Here is an 18,921-nt window from a genome sequence, read left to right as displayed (position 1 = left end):
GGGTGCGTTGAAGGAGGCCCTGTTGGTGCTGAAAGTCGGTCAGGGACATGGCATGTCGGCGGCGAGGCTCGCCCGCATCGACGACTTCCTGGAGCAGACGTATGTCGCGCCGGGCAAGATGGCCGGCACGCTGACGCTGGTCGCGCGCCGGGGCGAGATCGCCCATGTCGGCGTGCGCGGCCTTGCGGACCGGGAACGCGCTACGCCGCTCGCCGAAGACACGATCTTCCGCATCTATTCGATGACGAAGCCGATCACGTCGGTGGCGTTCATGATGCTGGTGGAGGAGGGGCGCGTGGCGCTCGATGACCCCGTCCACCTCTACATCCCCGAATGGAAGGATCTCGGCGTCTTCGCGGGCGGCATCGACAAGCCGGGTTTCCAGACGACGATGCCCGCCCGGCCGATGCTGATCATCGATCTGCTGCGCCACACCTCGGGCCTCACCTACGGTTTCCAGAACCGCACCAATGTGGACGCGGCCTACCGCGCGCGCGGTATCGGCGAGATCGAGAAGGGCACGATCACGCTCGCCGAGATGATTGCGGGGCTTGCCGAGCTGCCGCTCGAATTCTCGCCCGGCGAAAAGTGGAACTATTCGGTGTCGACCGATGTGCTCGGCTACCTGATCGAGCGCATCTCCGGGCAAGCCTTCGAGGATTTCCTGCGCGAACGCCTGCTGACCCCGCTCGGCATGGTCGACACGGATTTTCAGGTTCGCGCGGGCGAGGAACACCGCCTCGCCGCCTGTTACGCGCTCACCTCGAGCGGACGCACGATCCTGCAGGACGATCCGCAGCTGTCAGGTTTCCGGGAACCCCCCGCGTTCGTCTCGGGCGGCGGCGGTCTCGTCGGCACGGCGCATGATTATTTGAAGTTCGCGCAGATGCTCCTGAACGGCGGCGAGGCGGATGGACGCCGCTACATCAGCCGCAAGACGCTCGACCTGATGACCGCGAACCACCTGCCGGGCGGCGTCGATCTGCCCGCGCTGTCCGTGTCACTGTTCTCGGAAGCGAACTACAACGGCATCGGCTTCGGCCTCGGCTTCGCAACGACAATGGACCCGGCGAAGACGATGATCCCGGGCTCAGCGGGCGACTATTTCTGGGGCGGCGCCGCCTCCACCGCGTTCTGGATCGATCCGGTCGAAGACCTCATCTGCATCTTCATGACCCAGCTCATCCCCTCATCGTCCTACCCCGTCCGCCGCGAACTCAAGACGATGGTCTACGCTGCGATCGAGGATTGATGGCGATTATGTCGTTGGCGACTTATGGCGGGGAGCGCACATTTGATGCCCCGCAAAAGAGAACTGCACGCGCGACCAAGGGCCGGAAAGTGAGTGCAGTCAGACCCGTCGTTTCCTCTTGCCTGCAGCAGTAGCGCTTTCTGTGTCGTGATACTCGTTTGCTAAATTGAATTTTCCAACCTTATCATATTGTTCGTCAGCTTTGCGCGATACAACCTTCAGGAAAATCCAATAGCGCCAGAATACAAAGAGGTTCCAGCCTATAAACCAAACGCACACCGTCATGGTCAATGTAGGGGTGCTTCCGGTCACGGGGAACAGCAGCAGCGGTAACATTGCTGGCAAGAGTAGTATTTTGAACCGTAATCCCGGGGCGTCGCACTGACGATCTACCCAGTCGCGAATAGCGATATAGACTTTCACTGGTCGCTCTCATCAAAAGAACTTAATTCCTCGGAAGGGTAGTATTATCTTGCGACGTCGGCAATTGGCCTGAACCGGTTATCGCACAACGGGTTTTAAAACAATTTTGTCGTGTTTGAAGAGACAGAAGGGAGCCGCCTTACGCCGCCTCCCCAAACGCCAGCGCCTCATATCGCTGCAGATGCCAGTCGGTATTCCCGAACTGGCTTTCGATCATCGTCGCGCGCTTGAAGTAGTGGCCGACCGCGAGTTCGTCGGTCATGCCCATGCCGCCGTGGATCTGGATGGCTTCCTGTCCGCTCAGCGTCAGCCCCTTGCCGATCTTCGCCTTGGCCATTGAAACGGCCGCAGGGTCGGGGAGTTTGAGCGTTGCCATCAGCGCCATCGATGCCGCCTGCTCGGCCTCCATGAACATGTCGACCATGCGGTGCTGGAGCACCTGGAATTTCGAGATCGGCTGGCCGAACTGCTTGCGCTGCTGCGCATAGTCCTGCGTCTGCCGGTGGAGTTCGCGGAGCACACCGACAGCTTCGGCGCAGAGCGCGGTCGTCGCCTCGTCGATGATCCGGCTGACGAGCGGGAACGCGCCGTCCGCTTCGCCGAGCAGGGCTTCGCCGGGCACTTCGGCGTTCTCGAAATAAACTTCGGCGGCGCGTCCGCCGTCCACGGTCGGGTAATCCCGCCGCACCACGCCCTTCGCGCTGCTTTCCACGAGGAACAGGCTCACGCCGGCCTGCTCACGCTGCCCGCCGCCGGTGCGCGCCGTGACGATCAGGTGGCTCGCGAACGGCGCATCGCGCACCACCGCCTTGTGGCCCGAAAGCGTCCAGCCGCCGCCCGATTTTTTCGCGGCGGTCGCGATGTTCGCCGGATCGAAGCGGCCCTTGGGTTCGGCCCACGCGAACGCCGTGGTCGTCGTCCCCGCGATGATGCTCTCGATCAGGTCGGTGCGGCCCGTCTCGCGCGCGAAGCCGCCGCCGATCACCACGGTTGAAAGATAGGGTTCCAGCACCAGCGCTTTGCCCAGTTCCTCCATCACGATCATGTTCTCGACCGCGCCGCCGCCGAGCCCGCCGAGGCTTTCGGAAAACGGCGCCGCGAGGATACCGAGTTCCTCGGCGAACGCCTTCCAGATGTCGGGCGACCAGCCGTCGCTGCGCGCGATCTTCATGCGCGTTTCGTGGTCGTAGCGGTCGGCAAGGAAGCGCGCGAGCGTGTCGCGCACCATCGTCTGCGTTTCGGTGTAGCTGAAGTCCATTATCTTGCCCCTAGAGCCCGAGAACCATCTTCGCGATGATACCGCGCTGGATTTCGTTCGACCCGCCGTAGATGGAGGTCTTGCGCATGTTGAAATAGGTCGGTGCGGCGCGCAGCGCATAGTCCGGCCCGATGGCGTGCTCGTTGTCGCTGTCGCCGAGGCCGCGGAAATACGGCGCGCCGTAGTGGCCCACCGCTTCCAGCGTCAGCTCGGTGATGCGCTGCTGGATCTCGGTGCCCTTGATCTTCAGGAGCGAGGATTCCGCCCCCGGCGGCTTGCCTGCCGCGAGCGCTGCGAGCCCGCGCAGCTCAGTGAATTCGAGCGCGGCGAGATCGATTTCCAGCTCGGCGATCTTGCGCTTGAAGAACGGGTTTTCAATCAGCGCCCGGTCGCCGTCCAGCTCCGCCGCCGCGATCGCGCGCAGCTTCTCGATGCCACGCTTCGATCGCGCGACGCCTGCAATCCCGGTGCGCTCGTGCGCCAGCAGGAACTTCGCGCAGGTCCAGCCCTTGTTCTCCTCGTGAACGCGGTTTTCCACGGGCACGCGCACGTTTTCCAGCCACACCTCGTTCACCTCGTGCTCGCCGCCCAAGGTAATGATCGGGCGCACGGTGATGCCGGGCGATTTCATGTCGATGAGCAGGAAGGAAATGCCCTCCTGCGCCTTCACGGAAGGATCGGTGCGAACGAGGAAGAAGCCCCAGTCGGCGTGCTGCGCGAGCGTCGTCCACGTCTTCTGGCCGTTCACGATATAATGGTCGCCGTCGCGCTCGGCCTTGGTCCGCAGCGAGGCGAGGTCGGACCCCGCGCCGGGCTCCGAATAGCCCTGGCACCACCAGTCCTCGCCCGAAAGGATGCGCGGCAGGAAGCGCGCTTTCTGTTCGGGCGTGCCGAACGTGTAGATCACCGGCGCGACCATGCTGATCCCGAACGGCAGGATCGGGATCGTGTCGGCGCGCGCCAGCTCTTCGGAAAAGATGTAGCGCTGCGTCGCGCTCCACCCCGGCCCGCCGTATTCGGTGGGCCACGCGGGCGCGACCCAGCCTTTCTTGCCGAGAATCCGGTGCCACGAGAGATAGTCTTCCTTCGACCATTCCTCGCCTTCGTCGAGTTTGCCCTTCAGGTTTTCAGGGTAATTCTCGTCGATGAAGCGGCGCACCTCCTCGCGGAAGGCGGCGTCCTCGGGGCTGAACGACAGGTCCATTCTATCCTCCTCAGGCGGCAGCGGCGGTCGTTGCCGCCGGCCAGTCTTTACACCGGTTGCTGCCGGCTTTCAGTTCATGCGCGATCTCGCGTTTATAAACGTCGAAATCGAGCTGCATCGTGTGGCGGCGCGAGGCATAGTAATGGCCCTGGTGCCGCGCTTCGTCCTCGCCGATCAAACGCCGCATCGACTCCGCATCCGGCAAGCCGTACGTGCCGGTCAGCCATGCGGCGAGCAGTTTCGATTGCTGCTCGGCGAGGTTCACGAGCGTCGGCAGAGCCTGCGCTAGTCCCATGAACCACAGATCCGTCCGTTCGGGGCGCACCATCCGCTTGAAAAGCCCGATGTGGTTGTCGACCACGGGCGCATCCGCGTCGCTCAGGAACGGAAAAGCGATCTGGTAGCCGGTCGCGTAGACGATCGCGTCGATCGCCTCGCTACTCCCGTCCTCGAAGCGCACGCTGTCGCCTTCGAGCGCCGCGATGTTCGGTTTCACGGTGATGTCGCCCGAACCGCAGCGGAGCAGGAATTCAGAGCTGACCGTCGGGTGCGCTTCGAGCGGGGCATGATCGGGCGCGGGCAGGCCGTAGCTTTCCATGCTCCCCACCGCGCGCTTCACCACGAACGCGGCGAGGCGGCGCTTGAGGCCGATCGGCATCCATTCGGGCAGCGCCTGCTTGTCCGAAGGCTTGCCGCCCAGATATTTGGGCAGCACCCACACGCCGCGCCGTGCGGCGACGAACAGCTTCGCCGCCATCGGCCGCTGGGAAAGCTCGGACGCGATATCGACCGCGCTGTTGCCGAGCCCGACAACGAGCACGCGCTTGCCCACCATGTTCACGGGTTCGAACGGTGTGCGGTAGTTGTGGCTGTGGATCTGCGGCCCGTCGAAAGCGCCGGGGAAGGCGGGTATGTTGGGCTTCCAGTGGTGCCCGTTCGCCACCGCCAGCACGTCATAGCGGCGCGTTTCGCCGCCCGCTGTCACCTCCCAGCCGCCGCCGTCGAGCGGCCGACACGCTCGCACCTCGGTGTTGAAGCGGATGCGCTCCCGCAGCCCGAAATGATCGACATAGGCGTTGAAATAGCTGTCGATCAGGCTGTGGTGCGGAAAGTCCGGCCAGTCCGCCGGAACCGGGAAGTCGTCGAACTGCAGTCGCGTTTTCGATGTGTCGATGTGCAGCGACTGATAGCAGGCAGAAACGCCGTTCGGATTGCCATAGGCCCAGTTGCCGCCGACGCGATCGGATTTTTCGAAGATATCGAAGGCAATGCCGTGATCGGCGAGCCGCTTGGCGGTGGTGAAACCGCTGCAACCGGCGCCGATGATGCAGACTTTTGGTGAGGAAGCTCCCATGCCCCCAGATTCGGGTGCGGCGCCCGAAGCGTCAACTCACCCGAATCAATAGGGGTCTTTGATCAGCCGAGCGTTGAGCGCAGCATCCACGCGGTTTTCTCGTGGTACTGCATCCGGCTGACGAGCAGATCGACCGAGACCTCGTCGCCCGCGTCTTCCACGATCGAGAAGATCTTCCGCGCCGTGCGCGCGACGGCTTCGTTGCCCTCGGCGAGCTGCTTCACCATTTCCATCGCCTCGGGCGGCTGCTCGGGCGCTTCCTTGATGCTGGTGAGCTTGCCGAACGCGCTGTAACCGCCGGGCGCGAAGTGGCCGAGTGCGCGGATGCGCTCCGCGATCTCGTCGGTCGCGAGCCACAGCTCGTTATACTGCGTCATGAACATCGCGTGCAGCGAGTTGAACATCGGACCCGTGACGTTCCAGTGGAAGTTGTGGGTCTTCAGGTACAGCGAATAGGTGTCGGCAAGCACGTGGGAGAGGCCGTCGGCGATCTTGGCACGGTCTTCCGCGGGGATGCCGATATTGGATTCGGTGTCGGACATGATGGTTCCTTTCGTCGCTGCATACTCGTGGAAACCGGAAAGCACCGCCAATGGATTGTCTCATTGACTGCAATCAAAAACTTCAATGAAACGAAATCGTTTCAGGCTTTTTCCAGCGTGCATTGCAGCGGGTGCTGGTTCTGCCGCGCGAAATCGAGCACCTGGTTCACCTTGGTTTCGGCGACCTCGTAGGTGAACACGCCGCACAGGCCGACGCCCTTGTGGTGGACCTGCAGCATCACGCGCGTTGCGTCCTCGGTGGACATGCGGAAAAAGCGCCGCAGCGTTTCCACCACGAATTCCATCGGCGTGTAGTCGTCGTTCAGCATCAAGACCCTGTAAAGCGCAGGCTTTTTGGTCTTGGGCTTGGTCTTGGTCGCGACGCCGGTGTCCGTGCCGGAACCGTTCCGGTCGTCTGACTCGCGATCAGTCATTCATTCGCTCACTCACGAGGTTTCGCACAGGCCCATGATATTGCAGTTACGGGCGCGATAACAAGACCATGAACGAAAAGGGCGGCCGCAACAGCGACCGCCCTTCCTGTAGAAACGGCTGCGAGGCGCTTACTTGGCGACAGCGACCGTCTTGAACTTGTCGGCAGCAACCGCGAAGCGGCTGGAGATCGGCTCGAACATGTCGGTCGAAAGCTTCACGAACGCTTCGGTCATCTTGCTGCTGTCAGCAACGAACTTGTCGAACTGGCTGCGCGCGAAATCGCTCTGCAGCTGCAGAAGCTCGTTGGCGCTCTTGGCCGACGAGAACGACTTGAAGGCCGTCGTGGCGGCTTCGCCGTTCTTCTTGGCGAGTTCGAGCGCCGACTGCGTCATCGTTTCGAAGCCCTTCGCGGCGATCTTGCCGGATTCGACGAGCGCTTCCACGTTTTCGCGCGTGAAGCTGTTCAGCTCTTCGGCGGCCTTGGTGCTCTTTTCCATCGCTTCGCGGGTCTTCGTCTGGAACTGCTCGACAGCGGCCTTGCCCTGCGCCATCGCGGTTTCGGTCTGCTTCTTCACGTTTTCATTGATCGTCATGATGGATACCTTCTGTTTCGGGGGGACGCTGGCCTTCGCGGATACGGCTGCGGGGACCACGGTTTTCGGTTTGGCGGCTTTCGGCGTCGGTGCTTTCGCGACCTTCGCTTCGACCTTGGCGGGCGCCGGCTTCACCGGCTTCTCCACGACCTTCGCGGCGGCCTTGGGGCTCGCTTTCGGCTTGGCGGCAGGGGTCGGCACGGCGGCTTTCGGCGCCGGTTTCGCTTCAACCTTGGCGGCGGGAGCGGCTTCTGCCTTCGGAGCGGCGGCAGGCTTCGCCGGCGCCGCGTTGACGGGTTCCACTTTCACTTCCACCTTTGCTGCTTCAGCCATCGTGACCTCCAAGGGCGCACCTTATGCTGCACTGCAACATATAGATGGTGCCCGGATTCGTCAAGACTTTTTGTGCACTGCAACATAAGTGAAATGTGAGGCGGGCTCAGTGTCCCGTCAAAGTCGCGAGGCCCGATGCGGAAAGCTGTGCGTTGATCGCGCCGACGAGCCGTTCGAGCGCCTCCTCGGACACCGCTTCGGCCCGCGCGACGAGCACGTCCTGCGTGTTGGAGGCGCGCAGCAGCCACCAGCCGTCGGGCGTGTTGACGCGCGCGCCGTCGGTGCGGTTCACCTCCGCGCCGCTCGCTTCGAGCCGCGCCAGCACTTCGTCGATCACCGCGAACTTGCGTTCCTCGGGGCAGGGGAAGCGCAGTTCGGGCGTGTTGACCATTGCGGGCATCTCGCCACGCAGTTGCGTCAGCGACTTGCCGCTCCGGTCAACCGCGCCGATCAGCCGCACGGCGGCATAGATCGCGTCGTCGAAGCCGTAATAGCGGTGCGCGAAGAAGATGTGCCCGCTCATCTCGCCCGCCAGCGGCGCGCCGGTTTCCTTCATCTTCGCCTTGATCAGCGAATGGCCGGTCTTCCACATCAGCGGCTTACCGCCGAGTTCTGCGACGCGATCGTAGAGCGCCTGGCTCGCCTTCACGTCGGCGATGATCGTCGCGTCCGGCACGTCGCGCAGCACGTCCTCGGTCAGGATCATCAGCAGTTGGTCGCCCCAGATGATGCGTCCGGTGCTGTCGATCGCGCCGATGCGGTCGCCGTCGCCGTCGAACGCGAGCCCGAAGTCGAGACCCTTTTCGGCGACGACGCGGCGAAGGTCGGCGAGGTTCTTTTCCTCGGTCGGGTCCGGGTGATGGTTCGGGAAATTGCCGTCCACATCGGTGAACAGAAGGTGGTGCTCGCCCGGCATTGCAGCGGTCAGCCGCTCGACGATCGGCCCGGCGGCGCCGTTCCCCGTGTCCCACGCGATGCGGAAGCCCCGCGTCGGAACGTCGCCCAGCAGGCGCTGGACGTAGTTCTCTGAAACATCGACTTTGCGATTGGATCCCGTGCCCGTCTCCCAGTCGCCCGCTGCAGCCATCGTACCGATGCCCGTGATGTCGTCGCCGTAGAACGGCCCGTGACCGATCATCATCTTGAAGCCGTTGTAGTTCGGCGGATTGTGGCTGCCGGTGATCATCACGCCGCCGTCCGCGTCCAGATGGTGCACCGCGAAGTAGAGCATCGGCGTCGGCCCGAGCCCGATACGCAGCGCCTCGCAGCCCGTGTCCTCAAGGCCGCGCACCAGCGCCGCTTCCAGCGTGGGCGATGAATGGCGGCCATCGTAGCCCACCGCGACCTTGCTTCCACCGGCGCGGCGGACGCGCGTACCGAAGCCGCGCCCGATGGCGTAGGCGTCGTCTTCGCCAAGCGTTTCGCCGATGATGCCGCGGATGTCATATTCCCGAAGCGATGTCGGGTGGAAGTCGTGCCGGTCCAAAATACTGCCCTTGCTGTGAGAATCGCGAAACTATCGCGTCAACGCCTGGTATCGCGAAGATGTTTCAAGAGCGTATCCCTTGCTGCGTTGAGGCGAGCGGACGCCTCCGCGCTGCCGCCCTTGTCGGGATGGGCCTCCGTGATCATCCGCCGCCATGCCGCATTGATCTCGATCGCGCCGGCCTCGGGCGACAGGCCGAGCAGACGGCCCGCTTCCTGAGGAGACATGCCGGATTCACGGCGGCGAGGCCGCTGATCCATGGCCAGCCACGCCGTCACGCCTGCGACTGCGAGCGCGCCGAGCCATTGTCCGGTCAGCAGCAGGCGCAGCGCGAGCCCCCCGCCTGCGGCGATGCCGATCCAGCGCAGCCGCACCGCTGTCAGCGCGCCAGCATACCACAGCGCGCCGAGCGCTCCCGCCGCGAGGGCGAGGACCACAATCATCAGCTGGCGAGGCTCTGCGCTTCTTCGATTTCCGGGAGGGTAAGGCTCGCGATGAGTTCGCGCAGTTCGTTGCGCGCGGCGATGTGGCTCATGTTGACGTCGTCGATCACGCCGATGTCGAGCAGCGTCAGCCCGCGCGGGAAGAGTTCGCGGTAGATGACGCGTTCGGAAAGCCCCGGCGCGATGCGGAAGCCGATGCGCTTGGAAAGCTCGTCGAGCGCGCCGCCCACGCGAATCATGTTCTTCGCGGCGAGCGAGGACATGCGGTTGCGCACCACCACCCAATCCACCGATCCGCCGTCCGTCTTCGCGCGGGCCTTGCGCGCGTCCCAGATCAGCTCGGCGTAGAAGCTCGGGCGCTTCACCTTGAACGTGTCCGGATCGACCTGCCCGATGAGGTCGAAGTCGACGAAGCTGTCGTTCATCGGTGTGATCAGCGTGTCAGCGCGGCCGAGCGCGACGCGCGACAAGGGGCTGTCGCGGCCCGGCGTATCCACCACGATCACGTCCACCACCGGTGCCCACGCGTCGAGCGTGGTGCGGAGCAGCGTTTCGCTGTGGCTGTCGTTGTCGTCGATCACCTGCAGCCGCGGCGTCTTCAGCCCCAGGCCGTGGCCTTCGGAGAAGCTCTGCCGGTTTTCCATGTAGCGCGTGAAGGTGCGCTGGCGCGAATCGAGGTCGATGGCGGCGACCTTGCGGCCGCTGTGCATCAGCGCGACGGCGATGTGGACTGCGGTTGTGGACTTACCCGTCCCGCCTTTTTCATTGCCAAGAACGATGACATGGGCTTTGGCCATAAAAGTAACGCGCCCCCGATGGCTGCATTCCGTTGGATGGCGGACTGTTTCATTCACGGGCGCCGGGGAGTCAATCGAGGAGAGGTAAGATTCCGGAGGCTTTCGAAACCGTGCGGACGGTTGCGGCACTTCGCGCGCGCGTACGCGCATGGAATGCGGCGGGGCGGAGCGTGGCGCTGGTGCCCACGATGGGTGCGCTCCACGCCGGACATCTCGCGCTCGTCGCAGCCGGTCTCGCTCGTGCCAACCGGGTCGTCGCAAGCATTTTCGTGAACCCCACGCAGTTCGGCCCCAACGAGGATTTCTCCCGCTATCCGCGCCGCGAGGCGGAGGATGCGGCGGCGCTTGCGGGGGCGGGGTGCCACCTCCTGTTCGCGCCCACGGTGGAGGAGATGTACCCGGCGGGCTTCGCAAGCAGCGTTCAGGTCGCGGGCCTCACCGCCGAGCTCGATGGTGCGCACCGGCCCGGCCATTTCGACGGCGTCGCGACCGTGGTCTCGAAGCTGCTCAATCAGGCGCAGGCCGATTTCGCGATGTTCGGGGAGAAGGATTACCAGCAGCTCCTCACCGTCCGCCGCATGGCCGCCGACCTCGATATCGCCACGCAGATCGTCGGCGTGCCCACGGTGCGTGAGGCCGATGGTCTCGCGCTCTCGTCGCGCAACGCCTACCTCTCGGCGGAGGAGCGCGCCCGCGCTGCGCTGTTCCCGAAGACGCTGATGGCGGCGCGCGACGCGATCCGCGCCGGGATGGCGATCGAAACAGCACTCGCGGAGGCCGACGCGGCACTGCGCGCGGCGGGCCTCGTGCCCGATTATGTCGCGCTTCGTGACGCTGAAATGCTGTTGCCGATGGCCGTCCTTGATCGCCCGGCGCGCATCCTGTCGGCGGTGCGGCTCGGTTCAACGCGTCTTATCGACAATCTGGCGGTCTAAACGGCCGAAATCGGCCCGCGTTAACTTTTCATTAGGAATTCTCAATAACTATTAACGCCGTTGCAGGAGGCCCGGCGGATATCCTCGATTGTGCAGGATTCCAGCCGTTTGCAGCGGAGCATTCTCGATGCAGGACTGGTTGACGGATGTCATGGAGCCCCCGGGGGAGGGTCTTCCCGGTCGGGCGATCGATGCCGCAATCCGGCCTGCCGAGCTTCTCGCCCGCGCCGACATCGCGCTTTGCCTCACCGGCGGAGTCGCGGTGGTCATGGGGTCAGAGCCGATCGGCCGCATTTCCGGACCCCGGCTCGCGCAGGCGCTGGCCCGCGCTGTCGATGCCGGCGAGCGCGCCGCCCGCGGCGCCCGCGACGAGGCGCGCCGCCTGCGCCGCGACCGCAGGATGCTTGCCGCCAATCTCAGCCACGAACTCAAAACCCCGATCAACGCCATTGCGGGCTACAGCGAACTCATCGCGCTCGGCCTCGAAAGCGGACGTACGCAGGCTGCGGCCAGCCAGAACGCGGTCATCTGGGAAGCGGCGCAGGGAATGCTCTCGACGCTCGATTCCATTCTCGACCTCGCCCGTATCGAGGCGGACGCCGCGCCGCTCGACGAGACCGATGTCGATCTCCGTCAGCTCGCTGCGTCCGTGCTCCGTATGCTCGGGACCATGGCCGAGGCGCGCGGTGCGAGCGTCGCGATCGAGATGGAGGCCGATCTGCCGTTTCTCCATGCCGATGCGCGGATGCTTCGGCAGATCCTCGTCAATCTCGCCGGCAACGCTCTCAAGTACGGCGGCGAGAAGGTGAAGCTCACCATTGCCGCGCGCGTCGATAAGGCCGACCGGATGCTCATCGAGGTGCGCGATAACGGTCCCGGCATGTCGCCCCGCGCGATGGAAACGGCCATGAAGCCGTTTGCACGCGGGCACGACGACAAGAACATGCTCGCCGGCAGCGGCCTTGGCCTGCCGCTCGTCAAGGCGCTCGCGGAACTGCACGAGGCGAGCTTCAAGCTGCTTTCCTCGCCGGGCCGGGGCACTCGCGCCGTCGTCACGATGCCGCCCGGGCGCGTCCGGCTGGCGCACAGTGGACACCAGGAGGCTTTCGCGTTTCGCCGGGCCAACTCGCTGTTCGGCTGAGTCGCACCAGGATTTTCGCCGTTTTTCGGTGTTAACCATTTCTTGAATAAGACACGCCAAACCTCCTCACGTTGAGGGGGATTTTCGAATGGCAAGTCATCCAGTCACAGAAGTCCAGTTTATGCATGCGCAGATGGCGGCGGCGATGGCCGGGCAGCCGGATGCGTATTACGAACTCGGCGTTGCCTATGCGGTCGGCCGCAACGGTGTCGATATCGATCTCGTCGAAGCGCACAAGTGGTTCAATCTCGCCGCCATGTCGGGTGACGAGCGCGCCCAGCTCGATCGCAGCGAAGTTGCGGCGTCGATGACGCCCACGGAGGTCGCTGCGGCGCAGCGCGAAGCCCGTGCGTTCCTGATGCAGACTCGCCACTAGCATTTGTCCGAATCGCTGCAAGCCTGAGAAATCAGGCGCTTGGGGCTTGCAAATAAAGCGAAATGGCCGCTTGCTATACCGGCTGTCGTAAGCAGCAGGGGGACTTGCGCCTTGGCGACGCGGTTGTCTGGAAAAGTATCGGAAATCAAAGCATTTCCGCAAAAGTCTTCCGAGTCGCGTGAAGACGAGCTTGCTGCGCTGCGCGCCGAACTCGCCCGCGAAACAGCGCTCCGCAGGCGCTACGAAACCCAGCTCAGGCAATTTTCGGCATCGCTGCCCGTCGTGATCTGGATGGCGGACGCGGACCGCCGCCTCCGTTTCGTCAGCGACAGTTGGTACGCGATCACCGGCACTCGGCCCGATCAGCTCGAAAGCTGGGTTTTCACAATGCACGAGGAGGATCGCCTCACCGTGCCGGGCGAAATCCATGCCGCCGCGGACCGGCGGCAGCGGTTCGCCATCGAATATCGCATCCTGAAGGCTGACGGCACGACCGCGTGGGTGCTCAACGTCGGCGCTCCCAAGTTCGATGAATGCGGCCGTTACGACGGCTATGTCGGCGCCGTCATCGATGTCAGCGAGCGCCGTGCCGCCACCGAAACGCTGCAGGACCTCGAAGCGCGGCTTTCGCTCGCGCTCGATGGCACCCGCGTTGGTGTGTGGGACTGGGACATCGCGTCGGGCGACGTTTGGCTCAGCGACAGCGCGCTCGCGATCCAGGGCTATGCCGTGGGCGAGGTGAAGGGCCACGCCGCGGGCTTCGCCGATTATATTCACCCCGACGATCTTGAGGAGCATACCCGCAGGATCACCGCGTGCCTCAAGGACGAGCAGCCGATGGTGAACCTCGAGCATCGCCTGCGCTGCAAGGATGGCGGATGGGTCTGGGTCGCCGAGCGTAGCCGCGTCGTCGAACGCGATGCGAAGGGGCGCGCGCTGCGCATGATCGGCACGCGCACCGACATTACCGAGCAGCGCGAGCGGGACGAACGTCTGCGCTGGCTCGCCGCGCACGACGTGCTCACAGAGCTGCCGAACCGCGGCCGCTTTCAGGAGCTTCTGCTCGCTGCAATGCGCGAAACGGATGCGCGCGGCGGCCGTATGGCGCTGATGCTGGTCGATCTTGATCACTTCAAGGCGGTGAACGACGGTTTCGGCCACGATGCCGGGGACGCGCTGTTGCGCCGCGCCGCCCGGCGGCTTCGCGATGCGTTTACGACTGGCTCGGTGTCGCGTCTTGGCGGCGACGAGTTCGCCATCCTCCTTCCGGATGCGGGACGGCACAGCGAGGAGGTGATGGCGCTCGCGGCGCAGGCGGTTCGTGCCGGAACGACTGACAGCGGAGAGCCGACGGAAAGCACCGCCAGCGTCGGCGTCGCCTTCTACCCCGATCATGCGGGAAGTGCGGCGGATCTCACCAAGGCCGCCGATGTCGCGCTCTACATGGCGAAGCAGGCTGGTCGCGCCTGCGCCCGGCTCTATGAACCGCGCCGGTAGGGCGTGAAGCTTTCCAGCGCGCGGATGTCCGCTGCGATCGCCGGGCGCTCACGGTCGAGATAGTCCTCGATGGCGCGCCGCAGCCCCGGATGCTCGATATGGTGTGCGGAGGTCGTCACCACGGGCACATAGCCCCGCGCCAGCTTGTGCGGCCCCTGAGCCCCCGCCTCGACCCGGGCGAGGCCGTGCGTGATCGCGTAGTCGATGGCCTGATAGTAGCAGAGCTCGAAGTGCAGGAACGGCAGGTCGCACACAGCTCCCCAGTAGCGCCCGTAAAGACAGTCCCCGCCGATGAAGTTGAGCGCGCCCGCCACGGGTGTGTCACCGTCCATGGCGAGCACCAGCAGCACGCGCTCCGCCATGCGCGCCCCGATCAGGCTGAAGAACGCCCGTGTCAGGTAGGGGTGGCCCCATTTTCGGCTGCCCGTGTCCTGATAGAAGTGCCAGAACGCGTCCCAGTGCGCCTCGCATATGTCCGCGCCGGAAAGCGCGACGATGCGAAGGCCGCTTTCCGCCGCCTCCCGCCGTTCGCGGCGGATGGTCTTGCGCTTGCGCGAGGCGAGGCTGCCGAGGAAGTCTTCGAAGCTGCTGTATCCGGCGTTGTGCCAGTGGAATTGCTCGGTGTGCCGGATCAGCCAGCCCGCCGCGTCGAAGAGCGGAACCTGCTCGGGCGCGATGAACGTGGCGTGCGCGGACGAGATCTGCTGGCGCGCGCAGAACTGCTCGATCCCGCCGATCAAGGCGGGCGCGGAGGCAGCATCCTTCAGCAGCAGGCGAGGGCCTGTCGCCGGGGTGAATGGCACCGCCATCTGATACTTCGGGTAATAGCGCCCGCCCGCGCGCTCGAACGCGTCCGCCCAGCCGTGGTCGAACACGTATTCCCCCTGCGAGTGCGATTTCGCGTAGGCGGGCGCGATGCCGAGGATTGTGCCGTCCGCATCTTCCAGCACCGCGTGCGCCGCCTGCCACCCTGCAGCGGCAACCGCGCTCCCCGATTCCTCAAGCGCATTGATGAAAGCGTGCAGCGTAAACGGGTTGTTGTCTCCGGCGCAGGCGTTCCAGTCGGGCGCGGAAATGTCCGCGGCCGACGTCACAATCCGGAAAGTCGCCGGCGTGCCGGTCATGCGGGGTCCGGGGTGTCCTCGAAAATGATCTGGTCGGCGTACGCCCGTGCCCGCCCGCGCTCCTCGTCGTCGCGCACCGTCCAGGTCAGTACCGGGCGGCCCTTGCGGCGCTGGCGCTCGGCGAAACCGGAGGGCAGCGCCCTGATATCGCAGGCGATGAAGTGCGGGCGTGTGGCGCGGACGGCGAGGTTTCGCGAAAGCCATCCGCGCAAACCCGCGTTGCCGCTTCCGTCTTTCGTCACCACGAGCCCGCGCACGGTCTGTGGGCTATGTTCGCGGAACCAGCGCACGATGCGCGGATCGAAAGACATCACAGCCGTCCATCCGTTCGATCCTTCCAGCGCCCGGCGCACCGCGCGGCAAAGGCTGCCATAGCCGCGCCGCCCTGGCGATTTCACCTCCACCAGGGTGGGCACACGCCCGCCGATCTCGCTCAGCACCTCGCGCAGCGTGCGGATCGGCTCGTCGGTGCCGCAAAGGCGAAACGCGGCGAGTTCGCCCGTCGTCAGGTCGGAGATGCGCCCGCCCGCGTTGACGAGGCGCGGCAGTTCGGTGTCGTGAAACACCACCGCGTCCTTGTCCTTGGTCAGCTGCACATCGAGTTCGATGCCATAGCCCGCCGCAATCGCGCGTTCGAACGCCGCCCGGCTGTTTTCGGGCACGGCCTTCGCGCCGTGAAGCCCCCTGTGCGCAAAGGGCTGGCGTGTCAGGAAATCAAGGTCGCGGGTGGTGTGTCGCAGCATCCGGTTCCGTTCAGACCTTCACGGCAATCACGGCATCAATCTCGACCGCAACGCCAAGCGGCAGGGCGGGGACGCCGACTGCGCTGCGCGCGTGCCGTCCTGCGTCTCCGAGAACCTCAACCATAAAGTCGCTGCATCCGTTGGCAACCTTCGGCTGGTCGAAGAAATTCGCCGTGCTGGAAACGAATGCGCCGAGCTTCAGCACGCGCTCGATGCGCTCGAGGCTGCCGAGTGCGGCCTGTGCCTGCGCAAGGATTCCGATGCCGCAGAGACGCGCGGCTGCCTGACCGGCCGCCACGTCCACGTCTTCGCCGAGCCGTCCGAGAACGAGCGTGCCGTCTTCCTGGAAGGGAAGCTGGCCGGAGATGTAGAGCATGTTCCCGTGCAGAACTGTCGGCACATAGTTGGCCGCCGGCGCGGCGGCTTTCGGCAGCGTGATTCCAAGTTCGGCGAGACGCGCTTCAATACTCATAACCGGAAATTCCCCTTCGTTGCATTCTGGTCGTCAGCGCGCCGCCTGCCGCAGCAGGTACGGTAATGCCTGAGACCAGATATCGATCCGTGCGTGCGCATCGTCTGCGGCCGGGATCAGGGGCCTCAGCTCCGGATCGGCGACCATGTGCAGCCTGTGCACGTGCGGCGCATCCCGCTTTACCGAACTGTGGTGCGGGGGCAAGTCGTCGATGAACACGGCGGCGTCGCGTCCGTGCTCGCGCATCAGCGTGGTGACGGCAGGCCCCTTGGGGCCATCATTCACATAGACGGGGAAGGGCATCCCGAGCGCGGCGATTTGCGCGCGGCGGCGGTCCCGGTAAGCGTCGCGGATGTTGGTGAGGATGACGATCTCGTAGGGCTCCGACAGCGCAGCCAGCGCCTCGACAGCGCCGTCCACCACCGGTTGCCCCTCCATCGCGTCCGCGAAGAAGCCGTCGACGAGCGTGCGAACGTCCTTCTTGTCGACAAGGCTGCCGTCGGCCTTGCGCCGGATGTTGCCGGAAAGTGCGAAGCTTTCGAAGTTGAGTTCGAGCGCGTGCGCGGTGTCGAGATAGGTGCGAAACGGCCCCGCGAAGTGCAGCAGCACCTCGTCGCAGTCGCAGATGAGAAGCGGCTTGGTCATTGCCCCAGCGCTCCGCGTGCCGCAGCGAGCCGGGCGGGCTCCGTGCTGATCGCTTCGGCGCAGGCGATGAAGTCGGCCTCGTGCGCGGCGAGGAAATCGAGCGTCGCGCCCAGCACTTCGGGGGTTCCGGCGCGCGCGCGCAACGTTTCCGCGTCGAGTCCGGTCAGCGCCAGCAGACGCGGTCCAAGCCGTTCGTCGCTCGCAACCCACGCCAGGGCGTGCAGCGCCATCACTTCGGCCTCCTCGCGCGTTAGGGCTGATTGGTAAGAGGTCATTAACTCTGGACAATTAGGATTGTATAAACCATTCGCCAAGGCGATTGTTCAGCAGGCCGGTTCGCGGGGCTAAAATGCGCGGCAGGGCTTGCGAAGAGGGCACCATGCAGAAAACCGTCCTCGTCGTCGAGGATAATGACCTCAATATGAAGCTGTTCTGCGACCTTCTGGAAGCACACGGCTATCGCACAATGAAAACGCGCGACGGGCGCAGCGTGCCGGATCTGGTGCGTGCGGACCGCCCTGACCTGATCCTCATGGACATTCAGCTTCCCGAAGTTTCGGGGCTCGAAGTCACTGGCTGGCTGAAAAGCGACGCGGCGCTGAGCGGGATTCCCGTCGTCGCGGTCACGGCGTTTGCGATGAAGGGCGATGAAGAGCGCATCAAGGCCGGCGGCTGCGAGGCGTATATCGCCAAGCCGATCTCGGTGATGCGCTTTATCGAAACCGTTCGCCAGTACGCCTGATGCGGCGCCCGGCGGGCGGGGCTTACTTGATCTTCGCTTCCTTGAACTCGACGTGCTTGCGCACGACGGGATCGTACTTGCGGAAGGTGAACTTCTCGGTCTGCGTGCGCGGGTTCTTCTTCGTTACGTAGAAGAAGCCGGTGTCGGCCGTGCTGACGAGCTTGATCTTGACGGTCGTTGGTTTGGCCATGGCGCGGCAGTCCTTGCGCTTGATCTCTGATGGTTCAAAAAAGAACGCGGCGTTTGAGCGCCGCGCTTACGGGCGGGCTAATGCCGAAAACGCGCCCCTGAGTCAAGCGGCGTCACAGCATTCTGGCGGCCAGTTCCTTGACGAGGCGTACCGCAACGCCTGCCGTCAGCATCCCGATATCGCGCTCGGGGTTCAGCTCGACGACGTCGGCGCCCACGATCTCGCCCGGCACGCGCGCGATCAGCGTCAGCAGCTCGCGCGTCGAAAGCCCGCCTGGTTCGGGGTGGGAGACGCCGGGCGCGAACGCCGGGTCGAGCCCGTCGAGGTCGATCGACACGTAGACCGGCCCCTGCAGCCGCTCCCACGGCACGCGGTCGCACGCGTCGGCGCCCAGCATCACGCCGCCCGCCGCCGCGCTCCGCGCGCGCTGCTCAGGCGTCGCGCTGCGGATGCCCACCTGCACGAGGTTCGCGATGCAGCCGTCGTCGAGCGCGCGGGCGAAGGGGCAGGCGTGCGACCAGCGGTCCCCGCCAAGCTCTTCGTAGAGATCGGGGTGTGCATCGACATGCAGCACGTTCACCGGCCCGTGCGCGGCCTTCACGGCGCTGAGGATCGGATAGGTCACCGAATGGTCGCCGCCGATGCTGAGCGGCCGGCGGCCGGCCTTGATTGCGGCCGAAACCGTGCCGGAAATGATCGCGCGCGCTTCTGCAGCGTCTTCGGGCAGGTCGGGAAAGTGCCGGTCGCCGAATGCGTCCGCAAGATCGACGCCGTCGATGCTGTAGGGGCTGGAGGCCTCGCTGAACAGCAATCCGCGCACCACCGAAGGCGCGAGCGCCGCGCCGCGTGCGTAGGAGGAACTGGCGTCCCAGGCAAATCCGAGAAGGCTGATCGACATGGCGCCTGCTTAACCCTGTTCTAACGACTTTCCCACTA

Annotated in this window: 23 protein-coding genes; 6 read left to right on the top strand and 17 right to left on the bottom strand. The window is 64.9% G+C overall.

Translation table 11 applies throughout. The features are described from left to right. Nucleotides 1-25 precede the first annotated feature (25 nt). On the top strand, nucleotides 26-1,252 hold the full coding sequence (locus AAC014_RS17285; RefSeq protein ID WP_339711074.1) for a serine hydrolase domain-containing protein: 1,227 nt from the start codon (nucleotides 26-28) through the stop codon (nucleotides 1,250-1,252). 99 nt (nucleotides 1,253-1,351) lie between these two features. On the opposite strand, the gene AAC014_RS17280 is transcribed toward AAC014_RS17285, so the two are convergent. The 10 genes from AAC014_RS17280 to AAC014_RS17235 form a co-directional block, all read right to left on the bottom strand. After that, nucleotides 1,352-1,675, bottom strand: coding sequence for a hypothetical protein (locus AAC014_RS17280; protein ID WP_339711072.1), 324 nt, complete (start codon nucleotides 1,673-1,675; stop codon nucleotides 1,352-1,354). Between the two features lie 139 nt (nucleotides 1,676-1,814). After that, nucleotides 1,815-2,933 (bottom strand): acyl-CoA dehydrogenase family protein, encoded by a 1,119-nt coding sequence (locus AAC014_RS17275; protein ID WP_339711070.1) that lies wholly within the window; start codon nucleotides 2,931-2,933, stop codon nucleotides 1,815-1,817. Between the two features lie 10 nt (nucleotides 2,934-2,943). Next, nucleotides 2,944-4,137 (bottom strand): acyl-CoA dehydrogenase family protein, encoded by a 1,194-nt coding sequence (locus AAC014_RS17270; RefSeq protein WP_339711068.1) that lies wholly within the window; start codon nucleotides 4,135-4,137, stop codon nucleotides 2,944-2,946. 10 nt (nucleotides 4,138-4,147) lie between these two features. Next, nucleotides 4,148-5,491: an NAD(P)-binding domain-containing protein gene (locus tag AAC014_RS17265; protein ID WP_339711066.1), complete on the bottom strand. Its 1,344-nt coding sequence runs from the start codon at nucleotides 5,489-5,491 to the stop codon at nucleotides 4,148-4,150. 62 nt (nucleotides 5,492-5,553) lie between these two features. Then, the gene (locus AAC014_RS17260) at nucleotides 5,554-6,033 is read right to left on the bottom strand and encodes a Dps family protein (protein ID WP_339711064.1); all 480 of its coding nucleotides are present in this window, start codon (nucleotides 6,031-6,033) and stop codon (nucleotides 5,554-5,556) included. 101 nt (nucleotides 6,034-6,134) lie between these two features. Continuing rightward, nucleotides 6,135-6,467 (bottom strand): ATP-dependent Clp protease adapter ClpS, encoded by a 333-nt coding sequence (gene clpS / locus AAC014_RS17255; RefSeq protein ID WP_293782787.1) that lies wholly within the window; start codon nucleotides 6,465-6,467, stop codon nucleotides 6,135-6,137. A gap of 129 nt (nucleotides 6,468-6,596) precedes the next feature. Further along, nucleotides 6,597-7,394: a TIGR01841 family phasin gene (gene phaP / locus AAC014_RS17250; protein ID WP_339711059.1), complete on the bottom strand. Its 798-nt coding sequence runs from the start codon at nucleotides 7,392-7,394 to the stop codon at nucleotides 6,597-6,599. 106 nt (nucleotides 7,395-7,500) lie between these two features. Beyond that, nucleotides 7,501-8,880 (bottom strand): phosphomannomutase/phosphoglucomutase, encoded by a 1,380-nt coding sequence (locus AAC014_RS17245; protein WP_339711057.1) that lies wholly within the window; start codon nucleotides 8,878-8,880, stop codon nucleotides 7,501-7,503. A gap of 38 nt (nucleotides 8,881-8,918) precedes the next feature. Further along, entirely contained in the window at nucleotides 8,919-9,323 is a 405-nt protein-coding gene (locus AAC014_RS17240; protein WP_339711055.1) for a molecular chaperone DnaJ, read from the bottom strand. After that, nucleotides 9,323-10,120, bottom strand: coding sequence for a division plane positioning ATPase MipZ (locus AAC014_RS17235; RefSeq protein WP_339711052.1), 798 nt, complete (start codon nucleotides 10,118-10,120; stop codon nucleotides 9,323-9,325). Before AAC014_RS17235 ends, AAC014_RS17240 begins: the two co-directional genes overlap by 1 nt. A 110-nt stretch (nucleotides 10,121-10,230) precedes the next feature. Between AAC014_RS17235 and panC the strand changes: the two genes are divergently transcribed. From panC to AAC014_RS17215, 4 genes are all read left to right on the top strand, one after another. Then, nucleotides 10,231-11,055 carry a pantoate--beta-alanine ligase gene (panC, locus tag AAC014_RS17230; protein ID WP_339711049.1) on the top strand — a complete coding sequence of 275 codons (825 nt, stop codon included), beginning with the start codon at nucleotides 10,231-10,233 and terminating at the stop codon, nucleotides 11,053-11,055. Between the two features lie 127 nt (nucleotides 11,056-11,182). Further along, nucleotides 11,183-12,196: a HAMP domain-containing sensor histidine kinase gene (locus AAC014_RS17225; RefSeq protein ID WP_339711046.1), complete on the top strand. Its 1,014-nt coding sequence runs from the start codon at nucleotides 11,183-11,185 to the stop codon at nucleotides 12,194-12,196. 121 nt (nucleotides 12,197-12,317) lie between these two features. Next, complete coding sequence (locus AAC014_RS17220; RefSeq protein WP_339711043.1) at nucleotides 12,318-12,572, top strand: SEL1-like repeat protein; 255 nt, start codon at nucleotides 12,318-12,320, stop codon at nucleotides 12,570-12,572. 111 nt (nucleotides 12,573-12,683) lie between these two features. Next, on the top strand, nucleotides 12,684-14,069 hold the full coding sequence (locus AAC014_RS17215; RefSeq protein WP_339711040.1) for a diguanylate cyclase: 1,386 nt from the start codon (nucleotides 12,684-12,686) through the stop codon (nucleotides 14,067-14,069). On the opposite strand, the gene AAC014_RS17210 is transcribed toward AAC014_RS17215, so the two are convergent. The 5 genes from AAC014_RS17210 to AAC014_RS17190 are packed head-to-tail and all read right to left on the bottom strand — an operon-like array spanning nucleotide 14,051 to nucleotide 17,328. Continuing rightward, the gene (locus AAC014_RS17210; protein ID WP_339711037.1) at nucleotides 14,051-15,193 is read right to left on the bottom strand and encodes a GNAT family N-acetyltransferase; all 1,143 of its coding nucleotides are present in this window, start codon (nucleotides 15,191-15,193) and stop codon (nucleotides 14,051-14,053) included. The two genes, AAC014_RS17215 and AAC014_RS17210, sit on opposite strands and share 19 nt — an antisense overlap. Then, a complete protein-coding gene (locus AAC014_RS17205; protein WP_339711035.1) occupies nucleotides 15,190-15,936 on the bottom strand; it encodes a glycerophosphodiester phosphodiesterase family protein in 747 nt (248 codons plus the stop codon). The genes AAC014_RS17210 and AAC014_RS17205 overlap by 4 nt, the downstream gene beginning before the upstream one ends. Before the next feature lie 10 nt (nucleotides 15,937-15,946). Then, nucleotides 15,947-16,408: a RidA family protein gene (locus tag AAC014_RS17200; RefSeq protein ID WP_339711032.1), complete on the bottom strand. Its 462-nt coding sequence runs from the start codon at nucleotides 16,406-16,408 to the stop codon at nucleotides 15,947-15,949. A gap of 33 nt (nucleotides 16,409-16,441) precedes the next feature. Further along, nucleotides 16,442-17,053: an HAD family hydrolase gene (locus tag AAC014_RS17195; RefSeq protein WP_339711029.1), complete on the bottom strand. Its 612-nt coding sequence runs from the start codon at nucleotides 17,051-17,053 to the stop codon at nucleotides 16,442-16,444. Continuing rightward, nucleotides 17,050-17,328, bottom strand: a complete 279-nt coding sequence (locus AAC014_RS17190; RefSeq protein WP_339711026.1) for a DUF3572 domain-containing protein — start codon at nucleotides 17,326-17,328, stop codon at nucleotides 17,050-17,052. The genes AAC014_RS17195 and AAC014_RS17190 overlap by 4 nt, the downstream gene beginning before the upstream one ends. Nucleotides 17,329-17,432: 104 nt before the next feature. Between AAC014_RS17190 and AAC014_RS17185 the strand changes: the two genes are divergently transcribed. Beyond that, a complete protein-coding gene (locus AAC014_RS17185) occupies nucleotides 17,433-17,795 on the top strand; it encodes a response regulator (protein ID WP_339711023.1) in 363 nt (120 codons plus the stop codon). Nucleotides 17,796-17,817: 22 nt separating this feature from the next. Here AAC014_RS17185 and rpmG read toward each other — a convergent pair whose 3' ends face one another. Further along, a complete protein-coding gene (gene rpmG / locus AAC014_RS17180) occupies nucleotides 17,818-17,985 on the bottom strand; it encodes a 50S ribosomal protein L33 (RefSeq protein WP_157174781.1) in 168 nt (55 codons plus the stop codon). Nucleotides 17,986-18,097: 112 nt separating this feature from the next. Further along, nucleotides 18,098-18,883 (bottom strand): agmatinase family protein, encoded by a 786-nt coding sequence (locus tag AAC014_RS17175; RefSeq protein WP_339711013.1) that lies wholly within the window; start codon nucleotides 18,881-18,883, stop codon nucleotides 18,098-18,100. Between the last annotated feature and the right edge of the window lie 38 nt (nucleotides 18,884-18,921).

Source organism: uncultured Sphingosinicella sp. (assembly GCF_963974575.1).
Taxonomy (GTDB): Bacteria; Pseudomonadota; Alphaproteobacteria; order Sphingomonadales; family Sphingomonadaceae; genus Sphingosinicella.
Note: the sequence above shows the minus strand (reverse complement) of the source record. Positions and strands in the feature narration are given on the sequence as shown.